This window comes from Mesorhizobium sp. P2_D6 (genome assembly GCF_056404315.1).
This window is the reverse complement of the sequence record NZ_JBFUEG010000008.1, coordinates 1-22,271: the sequence shown is the minus strand read 5'-3', so window position 1 is coordinate 22,271 and position 22,271 is coordinate 1. Positions and strand designations below refer to the sequence as shown.

Below are 22,271 nucleotides of genomic sequence, written 5' to 3'. Positions count from 1 at the left end.
ATTTCGAAATGAAAAGGGCGGCTAGCGAGCCGCCCTTTTTCGTGCCTGCCAGTCCTTGCGCGATAGGGCGTAGAGGACATGCCGCTTGAGATGCGGGTGGCTGTCAGGGATGGACGGGTGGTCGAAATCGCGAGCCGGGTCAGGGCTCATGCCAAGACGCTCCATGACGGCCGTCGAGCGGCGGTTGGCAGCGACGGCGAAGGAGACGATTTCGTCGCGGTCAAGCGTTTCGAAGCCAAAGGCGAGCCATGCTTCGGAGGCCTCGGTGACATAGCCCTTGCCCCAGAATTCCGGCGCCAGCCGCCAGCCGATCTCGATCGTATCGGAAGGCATGGACGGCACGTGATCGGTCTCCAAGAGGCCGACAAAGCCAATGCATTCGCCCGTCGCGGCAATCTCGGCGGCGGCAAAACCAAAGCCGTCCTCGGCGATCCAGCCCCGAAATTCGTCCATCTTGGCATCCGTCTCGACACGGTCGCGGCGGAACGGAAAGAATTCCATCACCCGCTCGTCCGAATTGATGCGGTGGAAGAGTTCGCGGTCGCGTTCTTCCCAGTTGCGCAGGATCAGGCGTTCGGTGCGCATCGGTTTCATACGACGAATTCCTCCTGCCGGTAGCCCTGCAAATAAAGCAGCGCGGTGAGATCGCCATGGTCGATGCGGACTTTGGCTTCGGCGGCGACGGTGGGTTTGGCGTGGAGCGCAACACCGGTGCCGGCAAGCCGGATCATGTCGAGATCGTTGGCGCCGTCGCCGACGGCAATGGCGTCGGCCGGCGTCAGGCCCAGGCGAGCCGAAATCTCGTTCAGCGCATCGGCCTTGGCGGCGCGGCCGAGGATCGGCTCGGCGACCAGGCCGGCAAAGCGCCCGTTTTCCTCGATCAGGCGGTTGGCGCGGTTTTCCTGGAAGCCGAGCATGTCCGCGATGCGGCTGGTGAACACGTCGAAGCCACCGGAGACGAGTGCCGTCCAGGCGCCATTGGCCCGCATCGTCTGCACCAGAGCGCGACCGCCCGACGCCAGTGTCAGGCGGTTGGCGATGATGCGGTCGACAACGGCGGTATCGAGGCCTTTCAGCAGCGCCACGCGTTCCCGTAAGGCGGGCTCGAAGGCGATCTCGCCATTCATCGATCGTGCCGTGATGGCGGCGACGCGATCTTTGACGCCGATCTCGTCGGCCAGTTCGTCGATGCATTCCTGGTCGATCATGGTCGAATCCATGTCGGCGAGCAGTATTGTCTTGCGGCGCGTGTCGGCCTGCTGGACGATCACGTCGACAGGCTCGGAGGCAAGCGCAGCGCGTAAGGCGGCAATCGTCTCAGTGGTTTCAGCCCCTTCGGCCAGCACCAGATCGCACGCAACGCCTTCACCCAGCCAGCGAACAGCGCTTGCGCCGACCGAGCGTGAGGCCATATTCGCAAGCGAGGCCGAGACAGTGCGGCGGACGGGGTGGGACACAAGCGTGGCGATGAGCGGCATCGAAAATTCCAAGCAGGCGGGCGAGGGCCGCGTGAAGAACGCGATCCTGATAGCCGGGCCGACCGCCAGCGGCAAGTCGGCGCTGGCGCTCGATCTCGCCGAGCGCAAGGGCGGTGTCATCGTCAACACCGATTCCATGCAGGGCTATTCGGTGCTCGATGTGCTGACGGCGCGGCCGAACGCGGCCGAACTCGGCCGCGCGCCGCACTTTCTCTACGGCCACGTGCATCCCTCCACTGCCTATTCCACCGGTGCCTGGCTGCGCGACGTGATGAAGCTGATCGATGACGGTACGCTTGCCCGGCGGCCCGATGGCCCTCCCTTTGAGCGACCGGTGATTTTCGTCGGCGGCACCGGGCTTTATTTTCGCGCCCTTGCCGAGGGCATTTCGGAGATGCCGGACATTCCGCAGCAGGTGCGCGACCGCTGGCGCTACGAGTTGAAGGAGCAAGGCGCGGCCAAGCTGCATCGACTCCTGATGCATGAGGATTCGGCGGTTGCCATGCAGCTGAAGCCGACCGACGGCCAGCGCATCGTGCGGGCGCTGGAGGTGCTTGACGCCTCCGGCCGCTCCATTCTCGAATGGCAAGCGGCGCGTGGCCGGCCGCTGATCGACCGCGACAGCGCGCGTTTCTTCGTCATCGAACCGGACCGCGCGGCCCTTGTCGAGCGGATTGAGAGCCGGTTCGACCGTATGCTCGATCTTGGCGCTCTCGATGAAGTCAAACGCCTTGTGGCGCTTGGCCTCGATCCTGATTTGCCGGCGATGAAGGCAATCGGCGTTCGCGAACTCTCGGCCGCGATGGCTGATAACATCAGCTTCCCTGAGGCCATCGAGCGCTGCAAGGCCGCGACGCGGCAATATGCCAAGAGGCAAACGACGTGGTTTCGCCATCAGCTGGGGCCGGAATGGCTAAGATTGCAGCCTGGTGACGACCTGCAAACCGCGATTTGATTCTCCTGCTGCTAATACAATTAAAGAAACAGGATCCGGAATGAATATTCCCGTTCCGGTTGTCTGGGTTAACTGTCCGTAAGGCGCCGTCATGCCATAAATCAGGCAGGTACTTTTCCAACGGGGAGCAGATGCGTTTCCACAAGGCGGAATCCGCATTTTTCGTCTTTATTTTCGTGATCCTCGCCGCAGGCCTGGTGACACTTCATGCCTATGGCCTTTTGCAGGGCATCGCCGCCGACATGGATACGGCTTCCCGCATCGAGAGGATCGTCTACCTCAACAGGCTGCTGTTCATCACCGGGGTGCTTCTGGCGACGGCGCTGTTCTTCGGTGTGTTCTTCATCTACCCGCTGATCCGCAGACAGGCGACGGAAGAGGGCAAGCTGCGGGCGATGACGGTCTCGCTCAGCGCCCGTTCGGAAACGTTGCAGCATGCGGCGCTGACCGATGGTCTCACCGGCATGCAGAACCGGCGCTATTTCGACGATGCGCTGAAGGAATATCTCGAAGAATTCCGCCGCATCGAAAAGCCCGTCGGGCTGATGATCCTCGACCTCGACCATTTCAAGCAGGTCAACGACACACATGGCCACGATGTCGGCGACGAGGTGCTGAGGGCAGTCGCCAATTGCCTCAAAGGTATGACTCGCTATCACGACGTGGTGGCGCGGCTCGGCGGCGAGGAGTTCGCCGTGGTCACGCCCAACATGGATGCGGAGTTGTTGGCGAAATTCGCCGAACGCATCCGCAAGGCAGTTGCCAATATGTCGGTGCTGTCGGGCAATGTCCGCCTCAAGATCACCACCAGCGTCGGACTTGCGGTCTGGGACCGCAAGGAAACGGCCGAGGAATTTTACCGCCGCGCCGACCGCCAGCTCTATGAGGCGAAGAGGCAGGGCCGCAACCGCGTCTGCGCCTAAAATCCCATCACTGAATTCGTGAGGCTGGCCGCCTGCTGCTGTCTTCGGCGCTTCCGGTGCTCACGGACTGATGTCCGCTCCGCTCCGGTTCTCGAAGACAGCACCATTCGACTCAGCCTGACGAATTTCCTGATGGGATTTACCTAAGCTGGCCGACGAAGCCGGGCCTTGGACGCCGACGCGGCTTTGTTCGGCAAAAGGACGTTACGCTGAAGCTCAATCGTTCTGCGGGCGTATGCCGAAGGTGGCGGGCTTGAGGCCGTAGCGCATGTCGAAATCGTCGTCGGGCTGGATGCGCTGGGCGGTGGCCGGTTTGCGGTAGTCGGGATCGCCGGCCTGCCGGCTGGAGTCCACCACTTCGGCGAAGGCCATCTGCTGCTGCGGCTTCGGCACGTTGCGCAGCCGCTCGACGATGGCGGCGAGATCGACATCGCCGTCGACATCCGACTCCAGATCGTCGCGCTTGGCTGTGCCGGGGATCAGTTCCTGTGCCAGTTTCTCGAATTTCAGACGCATGGTCGTCGCTACACCTTCGCCGAAGGCGATGGCTTCGCGCTGGCCCATGGAGGACAGGAAGGCCAGCGTCGAGGCGGAGGAATCGGCGATCGCCGAGCGGATGATTGCCTGGTCCTGCTCGTTGGCCAGCCGCATGGCGAAGAAGGTCGAACACTGCGACAGGATGGTCGGATCGAGTTCGCCCGGACGCTGGGTGACGACGCCGAGATAGCAGCCATATTTCCGGCCTTCCTTGGCGATGCGCGACAACGCATGCCTTGTCGGCGCGAAGCCGAGCCGCGGATCGGCCGGCATGTAGCGATGCGCTTCCTCGCACAGCAGCAAAAGTTTCAGCCGGCCTTCGCTCCACAGAGCGAGGTCGAAGGCGAGGCGCGCCAGTACCGAGCAGACGGAGTTGACCACTTCGGACGGCATGCCGGCCATCTCGAAGCAGGTCACCGGGCGGCCATGATGCGGCACCCGGAAAATGTTGCCGATTGTCTCGTGGATCGTGTCCTCGATCAGCCGCGAATTGAACATGAAGCGATAGCGCGGGTCGGATGCCGCCGACTCGATGCGCGTCTTCAGCGATTTCAGCGTCGGGCGGTCGTTCTTGCTTTCCAGGAGGCCCATGCGCTCGTCGATCTGCTTGATGAGATCGACCATGCGGTAGGGCACTGGCGTGTCGGCGGTCAGCGCATCGCTGCCGCGCCGCACATAGGAGCCGGAGTTCGGGTTGCGGTAGAGATTCTTGGCGGCGGGGATCAGGTCACGCAGCACATCGACCTCTTCCGGCACGACCTCTCGGCCGCGAAACAGCACCTCGGCGAATTCCTCCAGCCTGAACATCCAGAACGGCAAATCGAGCGTCTTGGAGTCCACCTTGACGCAGAATTCCGGCAGCGACGCGGCGAATTCATTGTGAGGATCGAGGATGAGGATGCGCAAATCGGGCCGGGCGGCGATCGACTTGCGCAAGAGCAGCGAGACCGCCGTGGATTTGCCGACGCCTGTCGTGCCGACAATGGCGAAGTGGCGCGCCAGCGTGTCGTCGATGGCAATGTTGGCGTCGATCGCCTCGTCCTGCGACAGCGTGCCAATGGTGATCGAATGACGCCCGGCGAGGTCATAGACCGCCTGCAGGTCGCGGCTGCGGATGCGGTGGGCAATGGCGCCGATATGCGGATAGGTGGTGATGCCGCGGTCGAAAATCGGGCGGTCGCCGGGCTCGGCGCCGTCGCGCACCTCGCCGATCAACTCGACGTTCACCTCGATCGGGTTCTGCCCCTCATTGCTCCAGGCGCGATCCGACTTGCCGATCTCATAGACCAGGCCAACCGTGCGCGATGTCCCGAGGTTGATGGAGATCATCTTGCCGACCGTCCACAGGCCGGTGACCGCCCCTTCGATGTCGTCGGCGTAGGCGCTGATCGTGGCGCGGGCGCCGTCGCACTGCACGACATTGCCCAGAATGCGCTTGTCGTTCTGCTCGGCGCGGCGGCGCTCCTGCGAGGTCGGTTCGCCGACGGAGGCTTCGCGCTCGACAAACATACGGTCCGATCCCCATTCCCGTGGAGCGTTGACCCTAGACAAATGGGGTTAAGGTGGCGTGATGCGGGATGGTGTAGCAGGCGTTAACCCGTTAGCGAAAATTCAACCGACCGGCCACTTCCTCAGTGCAGAAATTTCGATATATTGGACGAATGACTGGTATAGCGAATGATGTATCTGCCACGATCGGCAAAAGAATCCACGCCGAAAGAACCTTGCGAAACTGGTCGCTGGCGGAGCTGGCGGATCGCTCCGGCGTCTCCAAAGCCATGCTCAGCACAATCGAGCGAGGCATGACCAGCCCGACCGCGGCGCTCTTGGTGCGCATCGCCGCCGCCTTCGGCATGACGCTGTCGACGCTGATTGCGCGCGCCGAGCAGCAAGGCGGCGGCCTGCTGCGCGAAAGCGAGCAGCCGGTATGGCGCGACCCCGGCACCGGTTACGTCAGGCGGCATCTGTCGCCGGTCTCCGACATGCCGCTCGAACTGATCCGGGTGCAACTGCCGGCCGGCGCCAAGGTAAGCTTTCCGGCAGCGTCCTACGCCTTCATCAAGCAGCAGATGTGGCTGATCTCCGGACGTCTCGAATTCACCGAGGGCGATGTCGTGCATAGTCTCGAGCCCGGCGACTGCCTGGCGCTCGGCGCGCCGTCGGACTGCACGTTCCACGCCGTCGGGCCGCAGCCCGCCGACTATCTGGTCGCGCTGGTCAGGGGCTGAGGTCGTGGCAAGACGTCCCAAGCGCTCCGATAATGGCGGACCGCCGCTCGACGACTACAAGGGCCCGCCATGGGGCAAGGGCGATCCATACATCTTCCTCGCCTGGAAGGCAGCGCACGCCAAGGCGTGGAAGGCGCCGAGCCGTGACGTCATGCTGATGCGCATGGAAAAGGCCGAACGGCTCGGCCTGACCTACGAGGAATACACGCTCGAAATCCTCGAACGCGGGCTGCACCTGCAGCCGAAAGATGCCGATCGCATCGCCGCGATCAAGGCAGGACGAAAACGGCGCCGCGTCGCGCGTCTGGATTAGCAAGGGACATCACGCATGAGTTCCATCGAAATCAAGGTCCTGACCCGTGACGCCGCAACCCTGGCCGCGCTGGTCGACACGCTGATCGAGACGGTCGCGGCCGGCGGCTCGGTCAGCTTCATGCATCCCTTGTCCCGGCAGGCGGCGGAAGGCTTCTGGGACCAGTCGCTGACGGCTGCGGAGAGAGGTGAAAGGGTGGTGCTCGGCGCCTGGGCCGGCGATGCTCTCCTCGGCACCGTGACCTTGCTGCTCGACTTTCCGGTCAACCAGTCGCACCGAGCCGAGATCGCCAAATTGATGACCCGGCTCGCACATCGCGGCAAGGGCATTGCGAGCCGGCTGATGCGTACCGCGGAGGCTCTCGCCGTCGAGAGAGGCCGCACGCTGCTGGTGCTGGACACGGCAACCGAGGAGGGTGCTTCCGGCCTCTACGAAAAACTCGGCTTCACGCTCACCGGCGAAATACCGGACTTTGCCCTGAAGCCGCATGGTGGCCTGACCGGCACGCTCATCTACTGGAAGCGCATCGGCCAGTCTCGGTAACTATCCTTCGCTAACCCTTGTGGTGCACCTGCTGCAGTCCGTAGACCGGCGTCGCGATGCCTTCCATCCGCGCCTTCAGCTGCAACGACAGGAACTGCGAATAGTGGCGTGACTGATGCAGGTTGCCGCCATGGAACCACAGCGCCTCCTGCTGCGTCGGCTTCCACATGTTGCGCAGCTCGCCTTCCCAGGGCCCGGGATCCTTGGTGGTGTTGGAGCCAAGGCCCCAGCATTTACCGACCTTGTCTGCGACCTCCCGTGAGATCAAATCGGCCGCCCAGCCATTCATCGAGCCGTAGCCGGTGGCGTAGACAATGAGATCGGCCGGCAGTTCGGATCCGTCGCTGAGCAGCACCGAGTGCGCCTTGACCTCCTTCACCTCGACACCGCTCTTCAACTTGATCGAGCCGTCGATGATCAGGTCGGAGGCGCCGACATCGATATAGTAGCCCGAGCCGCGCCTCAGATACTTCATGAACAGGCCGGAACCGTCATCGCCCCAGTCGAGCATGAAGCCGGCCTTCTCCAGGCCCTTGTAGAAGCTGGCGTCGCGCCTCTTCATCTCGGCGTAGGCCGGGATCTGGAATTCGTGCAGGATCTTGTAGGGCAGGGAGGCGAAGACAAGGTCGGCCTTGGCGGTGGTCATGCCGCTCTCGACCGCCTTTTCCGAATAGAGCGAGCCCAGCCCGATCTCCATCAGCGTGTCCGACTTGACGATATGCGTGGTCGAGCGCTGCACCATGGTGACGTCGACGCCGGCCTCCCAAAGGGCGGCCGCGATGTCGTGGGCTGAATTGTTGGAACCAATGATAACAGCCTTCTTACCGACATAGGCGTCGGGGCCGGGATGCTTCGAGGAGTGATGCTGGTCGCCCTTGAAGCTTTCCATGCCCTTGAAGTTCGGCATGTTGGCCTTGCCGGACTGGCCCGTGGCCAGCACCAGCTGCTTCGGCTTCAGCGTGATGTCCTTGCCGTCGCGGCGCACGACAACCGTCCATTCCTTCTTCTTGTCGTCATAGACAGCGCTCTTGGCCTCGGTCGAGGACCAGTAGTTCAGCTCCATCACTTTGGCGTACATTTCCAGCCAGTCGCCGATCTTGTCCTTGGGCGCGAAGACCGGCCAGTTCCTGGGAAAATCGATATAGGGCAGATGGTCGTACCAGACGGGGTCGTGCAGGCAGAGCGACTTGTAGCGCCTGCGCCAGCTGTCGCCGGCGCGCTCGTTCTTCTCGACGATGATGGTCGGCACGCCGAGCTGCCGCAGACGCGCGCCGAGCGCGATGCCGCCCTGGCCGCCGCCGATGATCAGCGTGTAGGGCTGCGTCTTGAAGCCGAGTTCGGCGGCTTCCTTCTCGCGCTCCTCCTTCCACGTCGGCCGGTTCTTGCCATGGCCGTGCTTGGCGCCGAGCGGGCGGTCGAAGCCGGCCGGTTCCTCATGGCCCTTGAGCTCGACCATGGTGGTGAGCAGCGTCCAGATCTTGCCGTCCTTCAGCCTGATATGACCGAAGCCGCGCGCCACCGAAGTCTCGAAGCTGATCCAGCCGTCGAGCACGCCGTCACTTTCGGTGGCATCCTCGCCCTTGGCGATCGCCCAGTTCGACGGTTTGGTCTTGGCCAACTGGCTGACCAGCATCTCGCGCACCTGGTCGCGCCCTTCCATCGTCTTGATGTTCCAGGTGAAGGTGACGAGATCGCGCCAAAAACAATCCTCCTGGAAGCAGGCGACGGCCTTGTCGATATCGCCGGCGGCAAGGGCTGCGCCGAAGCGATCGAGCAGGTCGGACAGCTTCTTGTTGGGGGCCTTGTCGAGCATCGAATTTCCTCCGCGATTTTTTTCTGGCCGCCTGTAGCGGGCGGAACCCTGCCGAAGCTTGACGTCCGGCCTTGCGCAGTATCGCGGCAAATTATGCGCCGCGTCACGTCATCCAATAGTTTGGCGCGTATTCAGGGACTTATCGGGAAATCGGGGTGCCGAAGACTGTGGCGAACCAGCGGCGGACAGCTTCCTCGGCTGGGCTCAGATGCGCGCCCGAGGGTGCCGTCAGATAGTGGCCGGCGCCGCTCGACAGCGTGAAGCCGGAAAGCGTGACGAGCGATCCGTCGAGCAGCGCCGCATCGGCCAGCGGGCGCGAGCCTAGCACCATGCCGGCGCCGTGCTTTGCCGCCTCCAGTGCGGTAACGAAACTGTCGAATTTGTGCGTCGGCCCGATTGCCGGCTTCATCCGCGCGACGGCAAACCATTCGCCCCACATTTCTCGCGCGCCGACGACCGTCAGGCGCGGCAATCCGGTCCAATCCGGCGTTTTGGCAAGGCCGGGCGCGGCCATCGGTGTCAGTGTTTCGCGGGTCAGGCGGTCGGCCTGGCGTCCGGCGAAGGAACTGGAGCCAGCGCCGAAACGAATGTCGAGCCCGCCGGAGCGCTCATTGTAGTCGGCCGGGGTGTGGATGGTCTCGATCTGCAACTGGACGAAGGGCAGGTCTCCAGCCATTTGCGGCAGCTTCGGCGCGATCATCAGCACCGCGAAAGAGATCGGCGAGCGGATCGTCACGCTCTGGATGGTCCTGGGTTCGAACAGCTCGCGCGTGCTGTTGGCGATCGTGGCAAAGGCCGATTGCAGATGCGGCAGGTAGGCGGCGCCCTCGGGCGTCAATTCCACGCCGCGCGCCAGGCGGGTGAACAGGGGATGCTTGAGCCGCCCTTCGAGCAAGCGGATGTGCTGGCTGACGGCCGCCTGGGTCAATCCGAGTTCGGCCGCGGCGGCGGTGAAATTCGACAACCGCGCGGCGGCCTCGAAACTGCGCAGCCAATCGAGCGGCGGCAAGGGCAGGGTTGATTGAGGCATAAGTAGTTTATGGTCTTTGGCCGCAAAATGATAACTTGAATTATGCCTGCTGCGCCTTCACCATGCAATCAGAAACCCTACGGAACCCGCTGCGGGGACGCAGCGGACAGGAACGGATTTTATGCTCACCCACGCGCAGATCGGTGACGAAGGCAAAACAATAGACCTTGGCTGGCAGGACGGGACGCGCACCCGCTTTCACGCCATGTGGCTGCGCGACAATGCGCTGGACGACAAGACGCGCAGCGCCGGCAACGGCCAGCGGCTGATCACCATTCTCGACATTCCGGCGCAAACGCGGATCGGCACTGCGGCGATCAAGGGCGATGCGCTCGAAATCAGCTTCGTACCGGAACAGAAAACAGTCAGCTTTCCAGCGACCTGGCTGAGTGCCAACGCCTATGATCGCAATGCCGCCCGCGAACCCGGCTGGACCGGCGAGGCCACGGTGCGATGGACCAAGGCCTCGATGCAAAATTCGGTGCCGCGCGCTGGCTACGTCGCTGCCAGCCGCGACCGCGCCGTGTTGCGGCAATGGTTGTCGGCGGTGAAGACCTATGGCTTCGCGGTGATGGACGATCTGCCGGCCGAATCCGGGGCACTGTGCAAAGTGTCCGATCTGTTCGGCTATATCAGGGAGACCAATTACGGCCGCTGGTTCGAGGTGCGCGCCGAGGTCAATCCGAACAATCTCGCCTACACCAATCTCGGCCTGCAGGCGCACACTGACAATCCCTATCGCGATCCGGTGCCGACGCTGCAGATCCTGTCCTGTATCGAAAATACGGTTGAAGGCGGCGAATCCAGCGTCGTCGACGGTTTTGCCGTCGCGGCCGCGCTGCAGGCCGAGAACCCCGAAGGTTTTCGTCTGTTGAGTTCATATCCGGCACGCTTCGAATATGCCGGCTCGTCGGGCGTGCGATTGCAGGCCAAGCGGCCGATGATCGAGCTCGGGCCGGATGGCGAACTCATTGCCATCCGCTTCAACAACCGCTCGCTGGCGCCGACGGTCGACGTGCCATTCGCCGACATGGAGGCCTACTACGCCGCCTATCGCCGGTTCGCAGAACTGATCGAGGATCCGTCCTTCGAAGTGACCTTCAAGCTCGAGGCGGGGCAGGCCTTCATCGTCGACAACACCCGCGTCATGCATGCCCGCAAGGCGTTCTCCGGCACCGGCAAGCGCTGGCTGCAGGGCTGCTACGCCGACAAGGACGGCCTGTTGTCGACGCTGGCGGCAATCGAACACGGCTTCAAGGAGGCCGCGGAATGAGCGGCCAGGATTTGAACGCGGACAACATCGTCGAGTTCATCGCCGATATTTTCGAGCGCCGAGGGGCGGAATCCTATCTCGGCGAACCGGTCACCATGTCGGAACACATGCTGCAGGGCGCATGGTTTGCCGAACAGGACGGCGCGCCCGATGTGCTGGTGGCGGCAGCGCTGCTGCATGACATCGGCCACTATACCAGCGAGTTCGGCACCTATTCGCCCGACGATGTCGAGGACAAGCACCATGATGAAGCCGGCGGCGAAGTACTGGCGCCGTTCTTTCCGCCTGTCATCGTCGAATGCGTCCGGCTGCATGTCGCCGCCAAGCGCTATCTCTGCGCCACTGACCCGACCTATTTCGGCAGACTGTCGCAGGCCTCGGTCCATACGCTGTCGCTGCAGGGCGGGCCGATGAACCCGCAAGAGGTGGCCGAGTTCCGCAGGAATCCGTTTTACGAGGAAGCGGTGCGAGTCCGCATCTGGGACGAGGCCGGCAAGGTGGCCAACATGAAGACGCGGACGTTTCGCGACTACGTGCCGCTGCTGCAGAGGGTCGTCCGCGACTTCGCCAATCGCACCTGATTGCAAATCCACACCCGAGAGGGAACGGCCATGTGCTTCCGCTTCGATGGTCAATGTGCTGTCATGGCTTACAGGCCGGATCAATGCCGGGAGCGCGCGCTCCCGGCCAGTTCCTCCGAGCCGTCGCCTTTTCGTGACAAAGTGAGCGAACCGGATATTGCGGATGGATCTGAACCCACAGCGGCTGCGCGGATTGCCCGTTGACATCCGCGCAAAACCAATTCTATTGTCCGCCACGATGAAAAAGGCACTCATTCTCGTAGGAAAGCGCGTGGGCAAGGCGGTGTAACCGCCGGGCGAAAACCTCCCATGCGCAACACACAGGCTCCCTCGGGGGCCTTTTTTATTGCCCGAAACACGACTAAACGACCAGCAATCGCCCAAAGGCGGACAGTACGGGACAGGACCGATGAGCAACGGACAGAGTGAGCGGCGTGAAATGACTGGCGCCGAAATGGTGGTGCAGGCGCTGAAGGACAATGGCGTCAAGCATGTCTTCGGTTATCCCGGCGGCGCGGTGCTTCCGATCTATGACGAAATCTTCCAGCAGGACGAGGTCGAGCACATTCTGGTCCGCCACGAGCAGGGCGCCGGTCATGCCGCTGAAGGCTATGCGCGCTCGACCGGCAAGGCCGGTGTGCTCTTGGTGACGTCGGGGCCGGGCGCCACCAATGCGGTGACGCCGCTGCAAGATGCGCTGATGGATTCGATACCTCTGGTCTGCCTGACCGGACAGGTGCCGACCTCGCTGATCGGCTCGGATGCGTTCCAGGAGTGCGATACGGTCGGCATCACGCGGCCCTGCACCAAGCACAACTGGCTGGTGAAGGATGTCAACCAACTCGCCGCCACCATCCACGAGGCTTTTCATGTCGCCACGACCGGCCGTCCCGGTCCCGTGGTGGTCGACATTCCGAAGGACGTGCAGTTCGCCAAGGGCATCTATGTGCCGCCGCAGACGGCGCCGCGCACCAGCTACCAGCCGAAGATCCAGGGCGATCTCGACAAGGTCAAGGCCGCGGTCGAGCTGATGGCGAGCGCCAAGAAGCCGATCATCTATTCGGGCGGTGGCGTCATCAATTCCGGCCCGGAAGCCAGCCATCTGCTGCGCGAACTGGTCGATCTCACCGGTTTCCCCATCACCTCGACGCTGATGGGGCTCGGCGCCTATCCGGCATCGGGCAAGAACTGGATGGGCATGCTCGGCATGCACGGCACCTATGAAGCCAACATGGCGATGCACGATTGCGACGTGATGATCTGCATCGGCGCGCGCTTCGACGACCGTATCACCGGACGGCTGACCGCGTTCTCGCCGAACTCGAAGAAGATCCACATCGACATCGATCCGTCCTCGATCAACAAGAACGTCCACACCGACGTGCCGATCATCGGTGATGTCGGCCGCGTGCTGGAAGATATGGTGCGGCTGTGGCGGGCAAGCGCCAAGGCCGACAAGAAGGCGCTCTATCCCTGGTGGGAACAGATCGCCAAATGGCGCGCGCGCGATTCACTCGCCTACAAGATGAACAACGATGTGATCATGCCGCAATACGCGATCCAGCGGCTTTACGCGCTGACCAAGGACATGGACACCTACATCACCACCGAGGTCGGCCAGCACCAGATGTGGGCAGCACAGCACTATCATTTCGAGAAGCCGAACCGCTGGATGACATCCGGTGGCCTTGGCACGATGGGCTATGGCCTGCCGGCAGCACTCGGCGTGCAGATCGCGCATCCCGATGCACTGGTCATCGACATTGCCGGCGACGCCTCGGTGCAGATGACGATGCAGGAGATGAGCGCTGCGGTGCAGCACAATGCGCCGATCAAGATCTTCATCCTCAACAACCAGTATATGGGCATGGTGCGGCAGTGGCAGCAGTTGCTGCACGGCAACCGTCTGTCGCATTCCTACACCGAGGCGATGCCCGACTTCGTCAAGCTGGCTGAGGCCTATGGCGGTCACGGCATTCGCTGCGAGAAACCGGACGAACTCGACGACGCCATCAAGGAAATGATCGCGGTCAAGAAGCCGGTGCTGTTCGACTGCCGGGTGGCGAACCTTGCCAACTGCTTCCCGATGATCCCATCGGGCAAGGCGCATAATGAAATGCTCCTGCCGGACGAGGCGACCGACGAAGCGGTGGCCAACGCCATCGACGCCAAGGGCAGGGAACTGGTCTAGGGCATGATGCCGAAAAGTGTGAAGCGGTTTTCGGGCGACATCATGCCCCATCGATAACACAAGCCGAGGCAGGGCTTGTCAAAAGAAGCCGTGCGCAAACAGAGAATTAGCTCAAAAGTCTGAAATCGAGATTCACGTCATGAACGCACAGCTTCAACCGACCGGTTCCGCTTATTTCATCGCCAAGGAAACCGAGAAGCCGGAGAACCATACGCTCTCCGTGCTGGTCGACAACGAGCCGGGTGTACTTGCCCGGGTCATCGGCCTTTTCTCTGGCCGCGGCTACAACATCGAAAGCCTGACCGTCTCCGAGACCGAACACGAAAAGCATCTGTCGCGCATCACCATCGTGACGCGCGGCACGCCGCATGTGCTGGAGCAGATCAAGCATCAGCTCGAGCGCATCGTGCCGGTGCACCGCGTCGTCGATCTGACCGTGCGCTCGCACGAATTCGGCCAGGAGCGGCCGCTGGAGCGGGAACTGGCGCTGGTGAAAGTGGCAGGGACGGGCGAGGCTCGCGTCGAGGCGCTGCGGCTGGCGGACGCTTTTCGCGCGTCGGTCATCGACGCCAACACCGAGCACTTCATTTTCGAGATCACCGGCAAGGGTTCGAAACTCGACCAGTTCATCGCCATCATGAAGCCGCTCGGCCTGGTCGAGATCTGCCGCACCGGCGTGGCGGCAATGAATCGCGGGCCGCAAGGCATGTAGGCATTCATACGAAGTTCAAGTTCTGCATTGCCCATGCTTGGGTGACGATGACAGTCCTGGTCGGACGAACCCGTGAATGGGTCGCCTTTGCGGATGATCCAGAGAATTTTTGGAACTGGGTCTTGTACTACGCTCTAAACATCCTCCTCTTTGGTTGGCTTCTTTGGGCACTGAAGTATCGCCGTCGAGACTGATCTCTCGAACTCATCCGATCAGGCGCGCTGGGGATATCAGTCGTCGGGTTGCGTCAGGCGTGTTGGACCAATCGAATGGAGTTGCGTCCGACGCCCGGTCGATTTAAGTCAGCATTACTGACCTTTGTGAGCCGTCATGTCCCTCGACGCCTTCCTTGCCCTTTTGGTCTACGCCTTCGTGACCTCGATCACGCCGGGGCCGAACAATCTTATGCTTTTGGCCTCGGGCGTTAATTTCGGCATCGTCAGGACCATTCCGCATATGTTTGGCATCAGCATCGGCTTTTGCGTGCTGTTGCTGGCCGTCGGTTTCGGCCTCGGCGCGGTGCTGACGGCGTTTCCGGCGCTGCACACGGCACTCAAGATCGCCGGCGCCGCCTATCTTCTCTACCTCGCCTGGAAGATCGCCATGTCGCGCTCCATCAGCGCCAAGGGCGAGGCGGAGGCCAAGCCGATGCGCTTTATCGATGCTGCCGCCTTCCAGTGGGTCAATCCCAAGGCCTGGGTGATGGCGATCACCGCCATGGCCGTCTACACCAACGCCGACCATCCATTCCTGTCGGTGGTGTTGATCGCTTTTGCCTTCTCGCTGGTCAATTTGCCAAGCGTGTCGATATGGGCGGGTTTCGGCACGGCGCTACGCGGTTTCCTGTCGGATCCGGTGCGGCTGAAATGGTTCAACATCGCCATGGGCGTGCTGCTCGCAGCGACCCTTTGGCCGATGCTGAAATAGGATATGCTTGATGTTCAGGTGAGGCTCGCCGGACCTGAATCTCAACCACATCCTGGCTGGCTTTCCGACTCCTGAGCCGGCTGCCCATTCATTGTGCAGTGCACATTAAATCTTCGTAATGCCGCGTTTTGGCCCTTTTCCGACAAAGGCGTGTCCTATCTAGTTCCGCAAAATCGCCGGCAAGGCGCCGTGATTTGCGGTAGAATGAGACCACCGGGTTCGGCGTGTCGGATCATAGGGCTTGTAGTCGATGCGCGGGAAAGTCGTTCTGGCGTTGGTAGTGGCAGCGGCCTGTGTCGCCGCTACATGGGTCTATTTTTCGCCAGCGGCGATGAGCAGTTTGCAGCAGATGCTGCCGGGCGCCAAGCAGACGGACGCGGCGGACAAGCCGGCTGCATCAGACAAGACTTCGGCTGACAAGGCTGCGGGCAAATCCGGCGCCGGCGCCGCCCGTTCGGCCTCGATCGTTTCGGCCACCGCGACAACGGCCGATTTCCCGATCCGCCGCTATGCCATCGGCTTCGTATCCTCGCCGGCCGTGGTCAACATCAATGCGCGCGTGTCGAGCCAGATCGTGTCGATCGACGTCAAGGACGGGCAGATGGTGAAGACCGGCGATCTGCTGTTCTCGCTCGACGACCGGTCGCTGAAGGCGCAACTGGCCAAGGACCAGGCGACGCTGGTCAAGGACCAGGCGATGCTGGTCAGCGCTCAGGCCGATCTGCAGCGCGCCAGGGACCTGGTCGCCAAGCAGGCCGGCACGCAGCAGACCTACGATCAGGCGCTGGCCGCGCAGAAGGCGGCGGCCGCAACCATCGACGCCGACAAGGCGACGATCGATGCCGATACCGTCCAACTGAGCTACGCAACGATCACGGCGCCGATCTCGGGCCGGCTGGGCGCCGTCAATGTCTCGGTTGGCGACCTCGTCACCGTCAGCAACGGCAACAGCACCACGGCGACGCCGCTGGTGACTGTCACCCAGATGGATCCGCTGCAGGTCAACTTCAACCTGCCGGAAAGCAATCTCGCGCTGCTGCACAAGGCGCTGGCCAACCCGCAGCAGGGCGCGGTCACGCTGACCAAGGACGGCGACCCGACGCCGATCGGCAAGGGCACGCTCGACTTCGTCGATTCCAGCGTCGACACTGCCTCCGGAACCATTGCGACGCGGGCAAGCATACCCAATGCCGATCTGTCGCTATGGCCCGGACAGTATGTGAACGTCATCCTTGACGCCGGCATCATGCCGCAGATGACCTCGGTTCCGACGGTCGCGGTCCAGCCCAGCCAGAAGGGCCCCTTCGTCTATGTGGTCAAGCCGGACAACACGGTCGAGATGCGGCCGGTGCAAGTGGCGCTGACCGAAGGTGAAAACAGCGCCATCAGCGAGGGCGTCAAGTCGGGCGAGAAGGTGGTCGTCGAGGGCCAGACCAGGCTGAAGGACGGCGCCGCCGTGCATGAGGGCAAGGCGGCTGGCGGGGATCAGGCCGCGCCAAAGGTCGCGCAAGCCGAGAAGGCTGGCGCCCAATGATTTCCGAATTCTGCATACGCAGGCCCGTCGCCACGCTGCTGATGTCGTTCGCCCTCGTGCTGGGCGGGCTGTTTGCCTACAAGTTCCTGCCGGTGGCGGCGCTGCCCAGCGCTGAATTTCCGGTCGTGAACGTCTCGGCGTCGCTGCCCGGCGCGTCGCCCGAAACCATGGCGACCTCGGTGGCGACGCCGTTGATCAAGCAGTTCGCGACGATCGCCGGCATCGATTCGATCTCGACCACCAACTCGCTCGGCCAGACCTCGATCGCCATCCAGTTCGTGCTCAACCGCGACATCGACGCTGCCGCCGCCGACGTGCAAGCGGCGATCGCGCGTACACAGAAATCGCTGCCGCCGGAGATGACGTCGCCGCCGAGCTACCGCAAGGTCAATCCGGCCGACGCGCCGATCCTTTTGATGTCGCTGGTCAGCGATACGGTTCCGTTGACCGATCTCGATGCCTTCGCCGAAAACGTCATCTCGCCCTCGTTGTCGACCATCGACGGGGTGGCGCAGGTCTCGATCTACGGCCAGCAGAAATATGCGGTGCGCATCCAGATCGATCCGACCGCGCTTGCCGCGCGCGGCATTTCGATCGACCAACTGCAGACGGCGATCGCGTCTGCCAACAGCAACACGCCGCTCGGCGTCTTACAGAGCGACAAGCAGCAGCTGACCATCACCGCCAACACGCAACTCACCAACGCCGCAGGCTTCTCCAACCTCATCATCGCCACCAAGGATGGCCACCCGGTGCGGCTGGGCGAAGTGACCCGTGTCGTCGATTCGGTGCAGACGACTACGACCGCGAGTTGGTACGACGGGACCCGCGCGATCATCATGGCCGTGCAGCGCCAGCCCGACGCCAACACGGTCGACGTCGTCGACAAGGTCAAGGCGATGCTGCCGTCCTTCCAGGACCAGATGCCGGCCGCTGCCCAGATCAAGCTGCTCAATGACCGTTCGACCTCGATCCGCCAGGCCGTCGACGACGTGCAGTTCACGCTGCTGTTGACCATCGCTTTGGTGGTGATGGTGATCTTCGTGTTCCTGCGCCGTGTCACCGCGACCATCATCCCGGCCGTGGCGGTGCCGATCTCGCTGATCGCCACCCTTGGCGCGATGTTCCTGTTCGGCTTCTCCATCGACAACATATCGCTGATGGGGCTGACGCTTGCCGTCGGCCTCGTCGTCGACGACGCCATCGTCATGCTGGAGAACATCTTTCGCCACATGGAGGAGGATGGGTTGTCGGCCTTCGATGCATCGCTGAAGGGCGCGCGCGAGATCGGCTTCACCATCATCTCGATCTCGATCTCGCTGGTGGCGGTGTTCATCCCGGTGCTTTTGATGGGCGGCGTCATCGGCCGCATCTTCAATGAGTTCGCCGTGGTGGTGACGGTCGCCATCCTGGCGTCGATGTTCGTGTCGCTGACGCTGACGCCGATGCTGTGCTCGCGGCTCCTGTCGGTGACCAAGGCCGATCGCGACAAACATGGCCCTGGCCACAAGCAGGACTTCGTCACACGTGGCTATGACCGGCTTCTCACCTTCTGCCTGCGTCACACTTTCCTGGTGTTCCTCGTCTTCATCGGAACCGCGGCAGGCTCGGTGTGGCTGATCGAGGTGTCGCCAAAGGGCTTCTTCCCGCAGGAGGACATCGGCCAGATATCGGTGACGACGATCGCGCGCCAGGACATCTCGTTCGACGCCATGTCGAAGCTGCAGGGGCAGGTGGCCAGTGTCTTTTCGCATTCGCCCTATGTCGATCATGTGGCGTGGTCGGCGGGCAGCGGCAGCAATGCGCTCAACCAGGGGCAGCTTTTCGTCCAGCTCAAGGGCAAGGACCAGCGTCCCGATATCGAGAAGGTGCTTGCGGATCTAAGGCGGCGACTGGCCGGCGTGGCGGGTATCGAAACCTACATGCAGCCGGTGCAGAACTTGCGGCTCGGTTCGCGCTCGTCAGCCAGCGCCTACCAGCTGGTCGTACAGGGCCTCGATACCGGCCAGACCGACATCTGGGCGCAGAAGCTGAATGACGCGATGGCGGCCGACCATGCGAATTTCACCGACGTCACCAGCGACCTGCAGAACAATGCCCTGCAGGCATCGCTGGTGGTCGACCGCGACAAGGCCGCCCAGCTCGGCATCGACACCGACACGCTGCGCACTGCCCTCTATGGCGGGTTCGGCACCGACCAGGTTTCGACAATCTTCGGTTCGGCCGACAGCTACGAAGTCATCACCGAGCTCGATCCCAACATCGAATGGTCGCCGGAGCGCATGCTCGCCATCCAGATGAGGACGGCGAGCGGCAGCCTGGTGCCGCTTGGCGCCTTCGCCCGCGTCGACCGCACGGCCGGCGCCCTGACGGTCAACCAGCTCGGCCAGCTTCCGGCGGTGACCATCTCCTACAATCTGCCACAAGGCGTGGCGCTCGGCGACAGCACGGCCCGCATCGACGCTTTGAAGGAACAGATCGGCATGCCGAAGGCGATCTCGACCAGCTTCGCCGGCACCGCCAAGACCTTCCAGGATTCGCTGGCCAACCAGGGCCTGCTGATCGGCGGCGCCATCCTGACCATCTATATCGTGCTCGGCATTCTCTATGAGAGCTTCATCCATCCGCTGACCATCTTGACCGGCCTGCCTTCGGCGGTGCTCGGTGCAGTGGTGGCGCTGCGCTTTGCCGGCATGGATCTTTCGGTGATCGCGGTGATCGGCATCCTGATGCTGATCGGCATCGTCAAGAAGAACGGCATCATGATGGTCGACGTCGCGCTGGAACTGCGACGAGACGGCATGTCGGCCAAGGAGTCCATCCACAAGGCGTGCCTGATGCGGTTCAGGCCGATCATGATGACGACGCTGGCAGCACTGATGGGCACGTTCCCGATCGCGCTCGGCACCGGCGCAAGTGCTGAACTGCGCCAGCCGCTCGGCGTCGCCGTTGTCGGCGGTCTGCTCGCTTCGCAGGCGCTGACGTTGTTCGTCACGCCGGTGATCTACGTCTATTTCGAGAATTTCTCCGGCTGGCTGATGAGCTTCTTCTCCTCGAAAAAGAGCCGGCCGGCGCTGCATGCTGTCGAGAGCGGCGAGCAGGGCTCGCTGTTCGGTCCCGAGGACCGGCTTGTCGAACCGCAAAAGGCCGCCGCCGAATAGGCAGCGGCCCGTGGCCCAAGCTGTCATGCTTGCCGAGTCGTTCCGGCAATCCTAATCTGCGGTCATGTCCCACGATCATGACCACGACAACGAGCTCGACCCGTTTGCGGCGCGGGTGCGCGCGCTGGAAACCATCCTCACTGAAAAAGGCCTGATCGATCCGGCGGCGATCGACGTCATCGTCGACACCTATGAGACCAAGATCGGGCCGCGTAATGGCGCCAAGGTTGTGGCGAAAGCCTGGAGCGACCCGGCCTATGCCGACTGGCTGAAGCGCGATGCGACGGAGGCGATCGCCTCGCTGAGTTACACCGGCCGGCAGGGCGAACACATGCAGGCGGTGTTCAACACGGAAGAGACGCACAACCTCGTCGTCTGCACGCTGTGCTCCTGCTATCCGTGGTCGGTGCTCGGCCTGCCGCCGGTCTGGTACAAAGCGCCGCCTTACCGCTCGCGCGCGGTGATCGATCCGCGCGGCGTGCTGGAGGAGTTCGGCCTGACCTTGCCGGCGGAGAAAAAGATCCGCGTCTGGGATTCGACCGCCGAGCTGCGCTATCTCGTGGTGCCGATGCGGCCTGAAAACACCGAGGGCTGGAACGAGGAACAGCTAGCCGAACTGGTCAGCCGCGATGCGATGATCGGCACAGCGCTGGCGAAGGAGCCGGCATGAACGGGCCGCAGGATCTCGGCGGGCAGATGGGCTTCGGGCCGGTCGCGCCCGAGAAAGATGAGCCTTATTTCCATGCCGCATGGGAAAGGCGGGCGCTTGGCGTGACGCTGACGGCCGGCGCCATGGGCGCCTGGAACATCGATGAGAGCAGGCACGCCAGGGAATCGTTGCATCCGGCGGTCTACTATTCATCGAGCTACTACCAGATTTGGATCAAGGCGCTGGAGGTGCTGTTGAAGCGCCACGGCTTTATCAGTGAGCGCGATCTGGCCGAGGGCCGGGCTGTCGATCCGGCAGCAACGCCCAAAAGGGTGCTGAAGGCAGAAAACGTCCCGGCTGTGCTGGCCAAGGGCGGCCCTTGCGACCGGCCGGTTGCGACACCGGCGCGGTTCAAAGCGGGCGATCCTGTGCGGACGAAGAATTTCAATCCCACCGGCCATACGCGCCTGCCGCGCTATGCGCGCGACAAGCAGGGCGTGATCGAGGCTGTGCGCGACGGTTTTGTCTTCCCCGACAGCAACGCGCATGGCAAGGGCGAAAACCCGCAGTGGGTCTATACCGTCGTCTTTGATGGCCCTGAAATTTGGGGCGAGGGCGCCGACCCGACGCTCACCGTCTCGATCGATGCCTGGGAGAGCTATCTTGAGCCGGCATGACGGTGCGTTGCCTAGAGGTTTCGACGAGCCGGTGTTTGCGGAACCGTGGGAGGCCGAAGCCTTCGCCATGACAGTGGCGCTGCATGACAAAGGCCTGTTTTCGTGGAGCGAATGGGCGGACGCCTTGTCCGCTGAGGTAAAGAAGCCGGGCGCGGCGAGCGACGGCCACGATTACTACGAGCATTGGCTGGCAGCACTGGAAAAGCTGCTTGCGGCCAAGGGCGTCGCGGGAAAAAGCGATGTCGACACACTCGCCGCCGCCTGGGAGCGCGCCGCGCACGCCACACCGCACGGCAAGCCGATCCTGTTGGAGAACGATCCGGGACAAGTCGATTAGGCTCGTCTTTCGACAAGGGATGAAGTCTTTGCGGCGTTTGCGCTGCCCCTCACCTGCCTGCCGGCATCCTCTCCCCGTATAGTGACGGGGAGAGGGGCGCTGTGATCGCCGGTTTCGCTAATCTCCGGCATCTCATGATGGCGCCGAGGCTGCGGCCAGCTGTCCAGCCGATAGATGGGTAACAGAATGAACCGGATACATAGGTAACACTTCTCTCCCCCTATGCGTCCGGCGCAGCGCCAAGCGGTTTGGTTGGCGCGGCGCTGCGGCGGACAAGCTTCATACGCCTGGTGTCGATGATGCCGAGCGGATGGGCATGGAAGGAGAGTGTCCATTCGCCGTCCTCGGTCTGCGCGGCTGCGACCGGCTCGCCGGCCAGCGCTTGCGAGACATAGATGAAGCCGCCATT

At 62.8% G+C, this 22,271-nt stretch carries 20 protein-coding genes and 1 pseudogene; 15 read left to right on the top strand and 6 right to left on the bottom strand.

What is annotated here, in order from left to right; all coding sequences use genetic code 11:
- Positions 1 to 21: 21 nt before the first annotated feature.
- On the bottom strand, positions 22 to 594 hold the full coding sequence (locus tag AC1D1L_RS18075) for a GNAT family N-acetyltransferase (RefSeq protein ID WP_352583998.1): 573 nt from the start codon (positions 592 to 594) through the stop codon (positions 22 to 24).
- On the bottom strand, positions 591 to 1,478 hold the full coding sequence (gene serB, locus AC1D1L_RS18070; RefSeq protein ID WP_477342855.1) for a phosphoserine phosphatase SerB: 888 nt from the start codon (positions 1,476 to 1,478) through the stop codon (positions 591 to 593). Before serB ends, AC1D1L_RS18075 begins: the two co-directional genes overlap by 4 nt.
- Here serB and miaA point away from each other — a divergent pair.
- Both miaA and AC1D1L_RS18060 read left to right on the top strand, forming a co-directional pair.
- Positions 1,468 to 2,433: a tRNA (adenosine(37)-N6)-dimethylallyltransferase MiaA gene (miaA, locus tag AC1D1L_RS18065; protein ID WP_477342854.1), complete on the top strand. Its 966-nt coding sequence runs from the start codon at positions 1,468 to 1,470 to the stop codon at positions 2,431 to 2,433. The genes serB and miaA overlap by 11 nt on opposite strands.
- Positions 2,434 to 2,564: 131 nt before the next feature.
- Positions 2,565 to 3,356, top strand: coding sequence for a GGDEF domain-containing protein (locus AC1D1L_RS18060; protein ID WP_352559184.1), 792 nt, complete (start codon positions 2,565 to 2,567; stop codon positions 3,354 to 3,356).
- Between the two features lie 216 nt (positions 3,357 to 3,572).
- Here AC1D1L_RS18060 and AC1D1L_RS18055 read toward each other — a convergent pair whose 3' ends face one another.
- Positions 3,573 to 5,402: an ATP-binding protein gene (locus AC1D1L_RS18055; RefSeq protein WP_477342853.1), complete on the bottom strand. Its 1,830-nt coding sequence runs from the start codon at positions 5,400 to 5,402 to the stop codon at positions 3,573 to 3,575.
- 152 nt (positions 5,403 to 5,554) lie between these two features.
- On the opposite strand from AC1D1L_RS18055, the gene AC1D1L_RS18050 reads away from it, so the two are divergent.
- From AC1D1L_RS18050 to AC1D1L_RS18040, 3 genes are read left to right on the top strand one after another with little or no spacing between them, the layout of a single operon-like run.
- On the top strand, positions 5,555 to 6,121 hold the full coding sequence (locus tag AC1D1L_RS18050; protein WP_477342852.1) for a helix-turn-helix domain-containing protein: 567 nt from the start codon (positions 5,555 to 5,557) through the stop codon (positions 6,119 to 6,121).
- Positions 6,122 to 6,125: 4 nt separating this feature from the next.
- The gene (locus tag AC1D1L_RS18045; protein WP_477342851.1) at positions 6,126 to 6,434 is read left to right on the top strand and encodes a hypothetical protein; all 309 of its coding nucleotides are present in this window, start codon (positions 6,126 to 6,128) and stop codon (positions 6,432 to 6,434) included.
- 15 nt (positions 6,435 to 6,449) lie between these two features.
- A complete protein-coding gene (locus tag AC1D1L_RS18040) occupies positions 6,450 to 6,977 on the top strand; it encodes a GNAT family N-acetyltransferase (RefSeq protein ID WP_477342850.1) in 528 nt (175 codons plus the stop codon).
- Between the two features lie 10 nt (positions 6,978 to 6,987).
- Here the strand turns inward: AC1D1L_RS18040 and AC1D1L_RS18035 are convergent, their stop codons facing one another.
- Both AC1D1L_RS18035 and AC1D1L_RS18030 read right to left on the bottom strand, forming a co-directional pair.
- Positions 6,988 to 8,790, bottom strand: coding sequence for an NAD(P)-binding domain-containing protein (locus tag AC1D1L_RS18035; protein WP_477342849.1), 1,803 nt, complete (start codon positions 8,788 to 8,790; stop codon positions 6,988 to 6,990).
- Between the two features lie 139 nt (positions 8,791 to 8,929).
- Positions 8,930 to 9,820 carry a LysR family transcriptional regulator gene (locus AC1D1L_RS18030; protein WP_477342848.1) on the bottom strand — a complete coding sequence of 297 codons (891 nt, stop codon included), beginning with the start codon at positions 9,818 to 9,820 and terminating at the stop codon, positions 8,930 to 8,932.
- A 121-nt stretch (positions 9,821 to 9,941) separates the two neighbouring features.
- Between AC1D1L_RS18030 and tmpA the strand changes: the two genes are divergently transcribed.
- The 10 genes from tmpA to AC1D1L_RS17980 all read left to right on the top strand — a co-directional run bounded on the left by tmpA (position 9,942) and on the right by AC1D1L_RS17980 (position 21,862).
- Complete coding sequence (gene tmpA, locus AC1D1L_RS18025) at positions 9,942 to 11,093, top strand: 2-trimethylaminoethylphosphonate dioxygenase (RefSeq protein WP_477342847.1); 1,152 nt, start codon at positions 9,942 to 9,944, stop codon at positions 11,091 to 11,093.
- Positions 11,090 to 11,674 (top strand): (R)-1-hydroxy-2-trimethylaminoethylphosphonate oxygenase, encoded by a 585-nt coding sequence (gene tmpB / locus AC1D1L_RS18020; protein WP_477342846.1) that lies wholly within the window; start codon positions 11,090 to 11,092, stop codon positions 11,672 to 11,674. Before tmpA ends, tmpB begins: the two co-directional genes overlap by 4 nt.
- A gap of 409 nt (positions 11,675 to 12,083) precedes the next feature.
- Positions 12,084 to 13,865, top strand: a complete 1,782-nt coding sequence (locus tag AC1D1L_RS18015; protein WP_477342845.1) for an acetolactate synthase 3 large subunit — start codon at positions 12,084 to 12,086, stop codon at positions 13,863 to 13,865.
- Positions 13,866 to 14,004: 139 nt separating this feature from the next.
- On the top strand, positions 14,005 to 14,577 hold the full coding sequence (gene ilvN, locus AC1D1L_RS18010; protein ID WP_023668352.1) for an acetolactate synthase small subunit: 573 nt from the start codon (positions 14,005 to 14,007) through the stop codon (positions 14,575 to 14,577).
- Positions 14,578 to 14,907: 330 nt separating this feature from the next.
- Entirely contained in the window at positions 14,908 to 15,504 is a 597-nt protein-coding gene (locus AC1D1L_RS18005; protein WP_477342844.1) for a LysE family translocator, read from the top strand.
- 250 nt (positions 15,505 to 15,754) lie between these two features.
- The gene (locus tag AC1D1L_RS18000; protein WP_477342843.1) at positions 15,755 to 17,038 is read left to right on the top strand and encodes an efflux RND transporter periplasmic adaptor subunit; all 1,284 of its coding nucleotides are present in this window, start codon (positions 15,755 to 15,757) and stop codon (positions 17,036 to 17,038) included.
- Positions 17,035 to 20,199 carry an efflux RND transporter permease subunit gene (locus AC1D1L_RS17995; RefSeq protein WP_477342842.1) on the top strand — a complete coding sequence of 1,055 codons (3,165 nt, stop codon included), beginning with the start codon at positions 17,035 to 17,037 and terminating at the stop codon, positions 20,197 to 20,199. Before AC1D1L_RS18000 ends, AC1D1L_RS17995 begins: the two co-directional genes overlap by 4 nt.
- A 64-nt stretch (positions 20,200 to 20,263) precedes the next feature.
- Positions 20,264 to 20,869 carry a nitrile hydratase subunit alpha gene (nthA, locus tag AC1D1L_RS17990; RefSeq protein ID WP_477342841.1) on the top strand — a complete coding sequence of 202 codons (606 nt, stop codon included), beginning with the start codon at positions 20,264 to 20,266 and terminating at the stop codon, positions 20,867 to 20,869.
- Positions 20,866 to 21,525, top strand: coding sequence for a nitrile hydratase subunit beta (gene nthB / locus AC1D1L_RS17985; protein WP_477342840.1), 660 nt, complete (start codon positions 20,866 to 20,868; stop codon positions 21,523 to 21,525). The genes nthA and nthB overlap by 4 nt, the downstream gene beginning before the upstream one ends.
- A complete protein-coding gene (locus AC1D1L_RS17980; protein WP_477342839.1) occupies positions 21,494 to 21,862 on the top strand; it encodes a nitrile hydratase accessory protein in 369 nt (122 codons plus the stop codon). The genes nthB and AC1D1L_RS17980 overlap by 32 nt, the downstream gene beginning before the upstream one ends.
- 220 nt (positions 21,863 to 22,082) lie before the next feature.
- On the opposite strand, the pseudogene AC1D1L_RS17975 reads toward AC1D1L_RS17980, so the two are convergent.
- Positions 22,083 to 22,271, bottom strand: a pseudogene (locus AC1D1L_RS17975) (integrase); the annotation flags it as partial.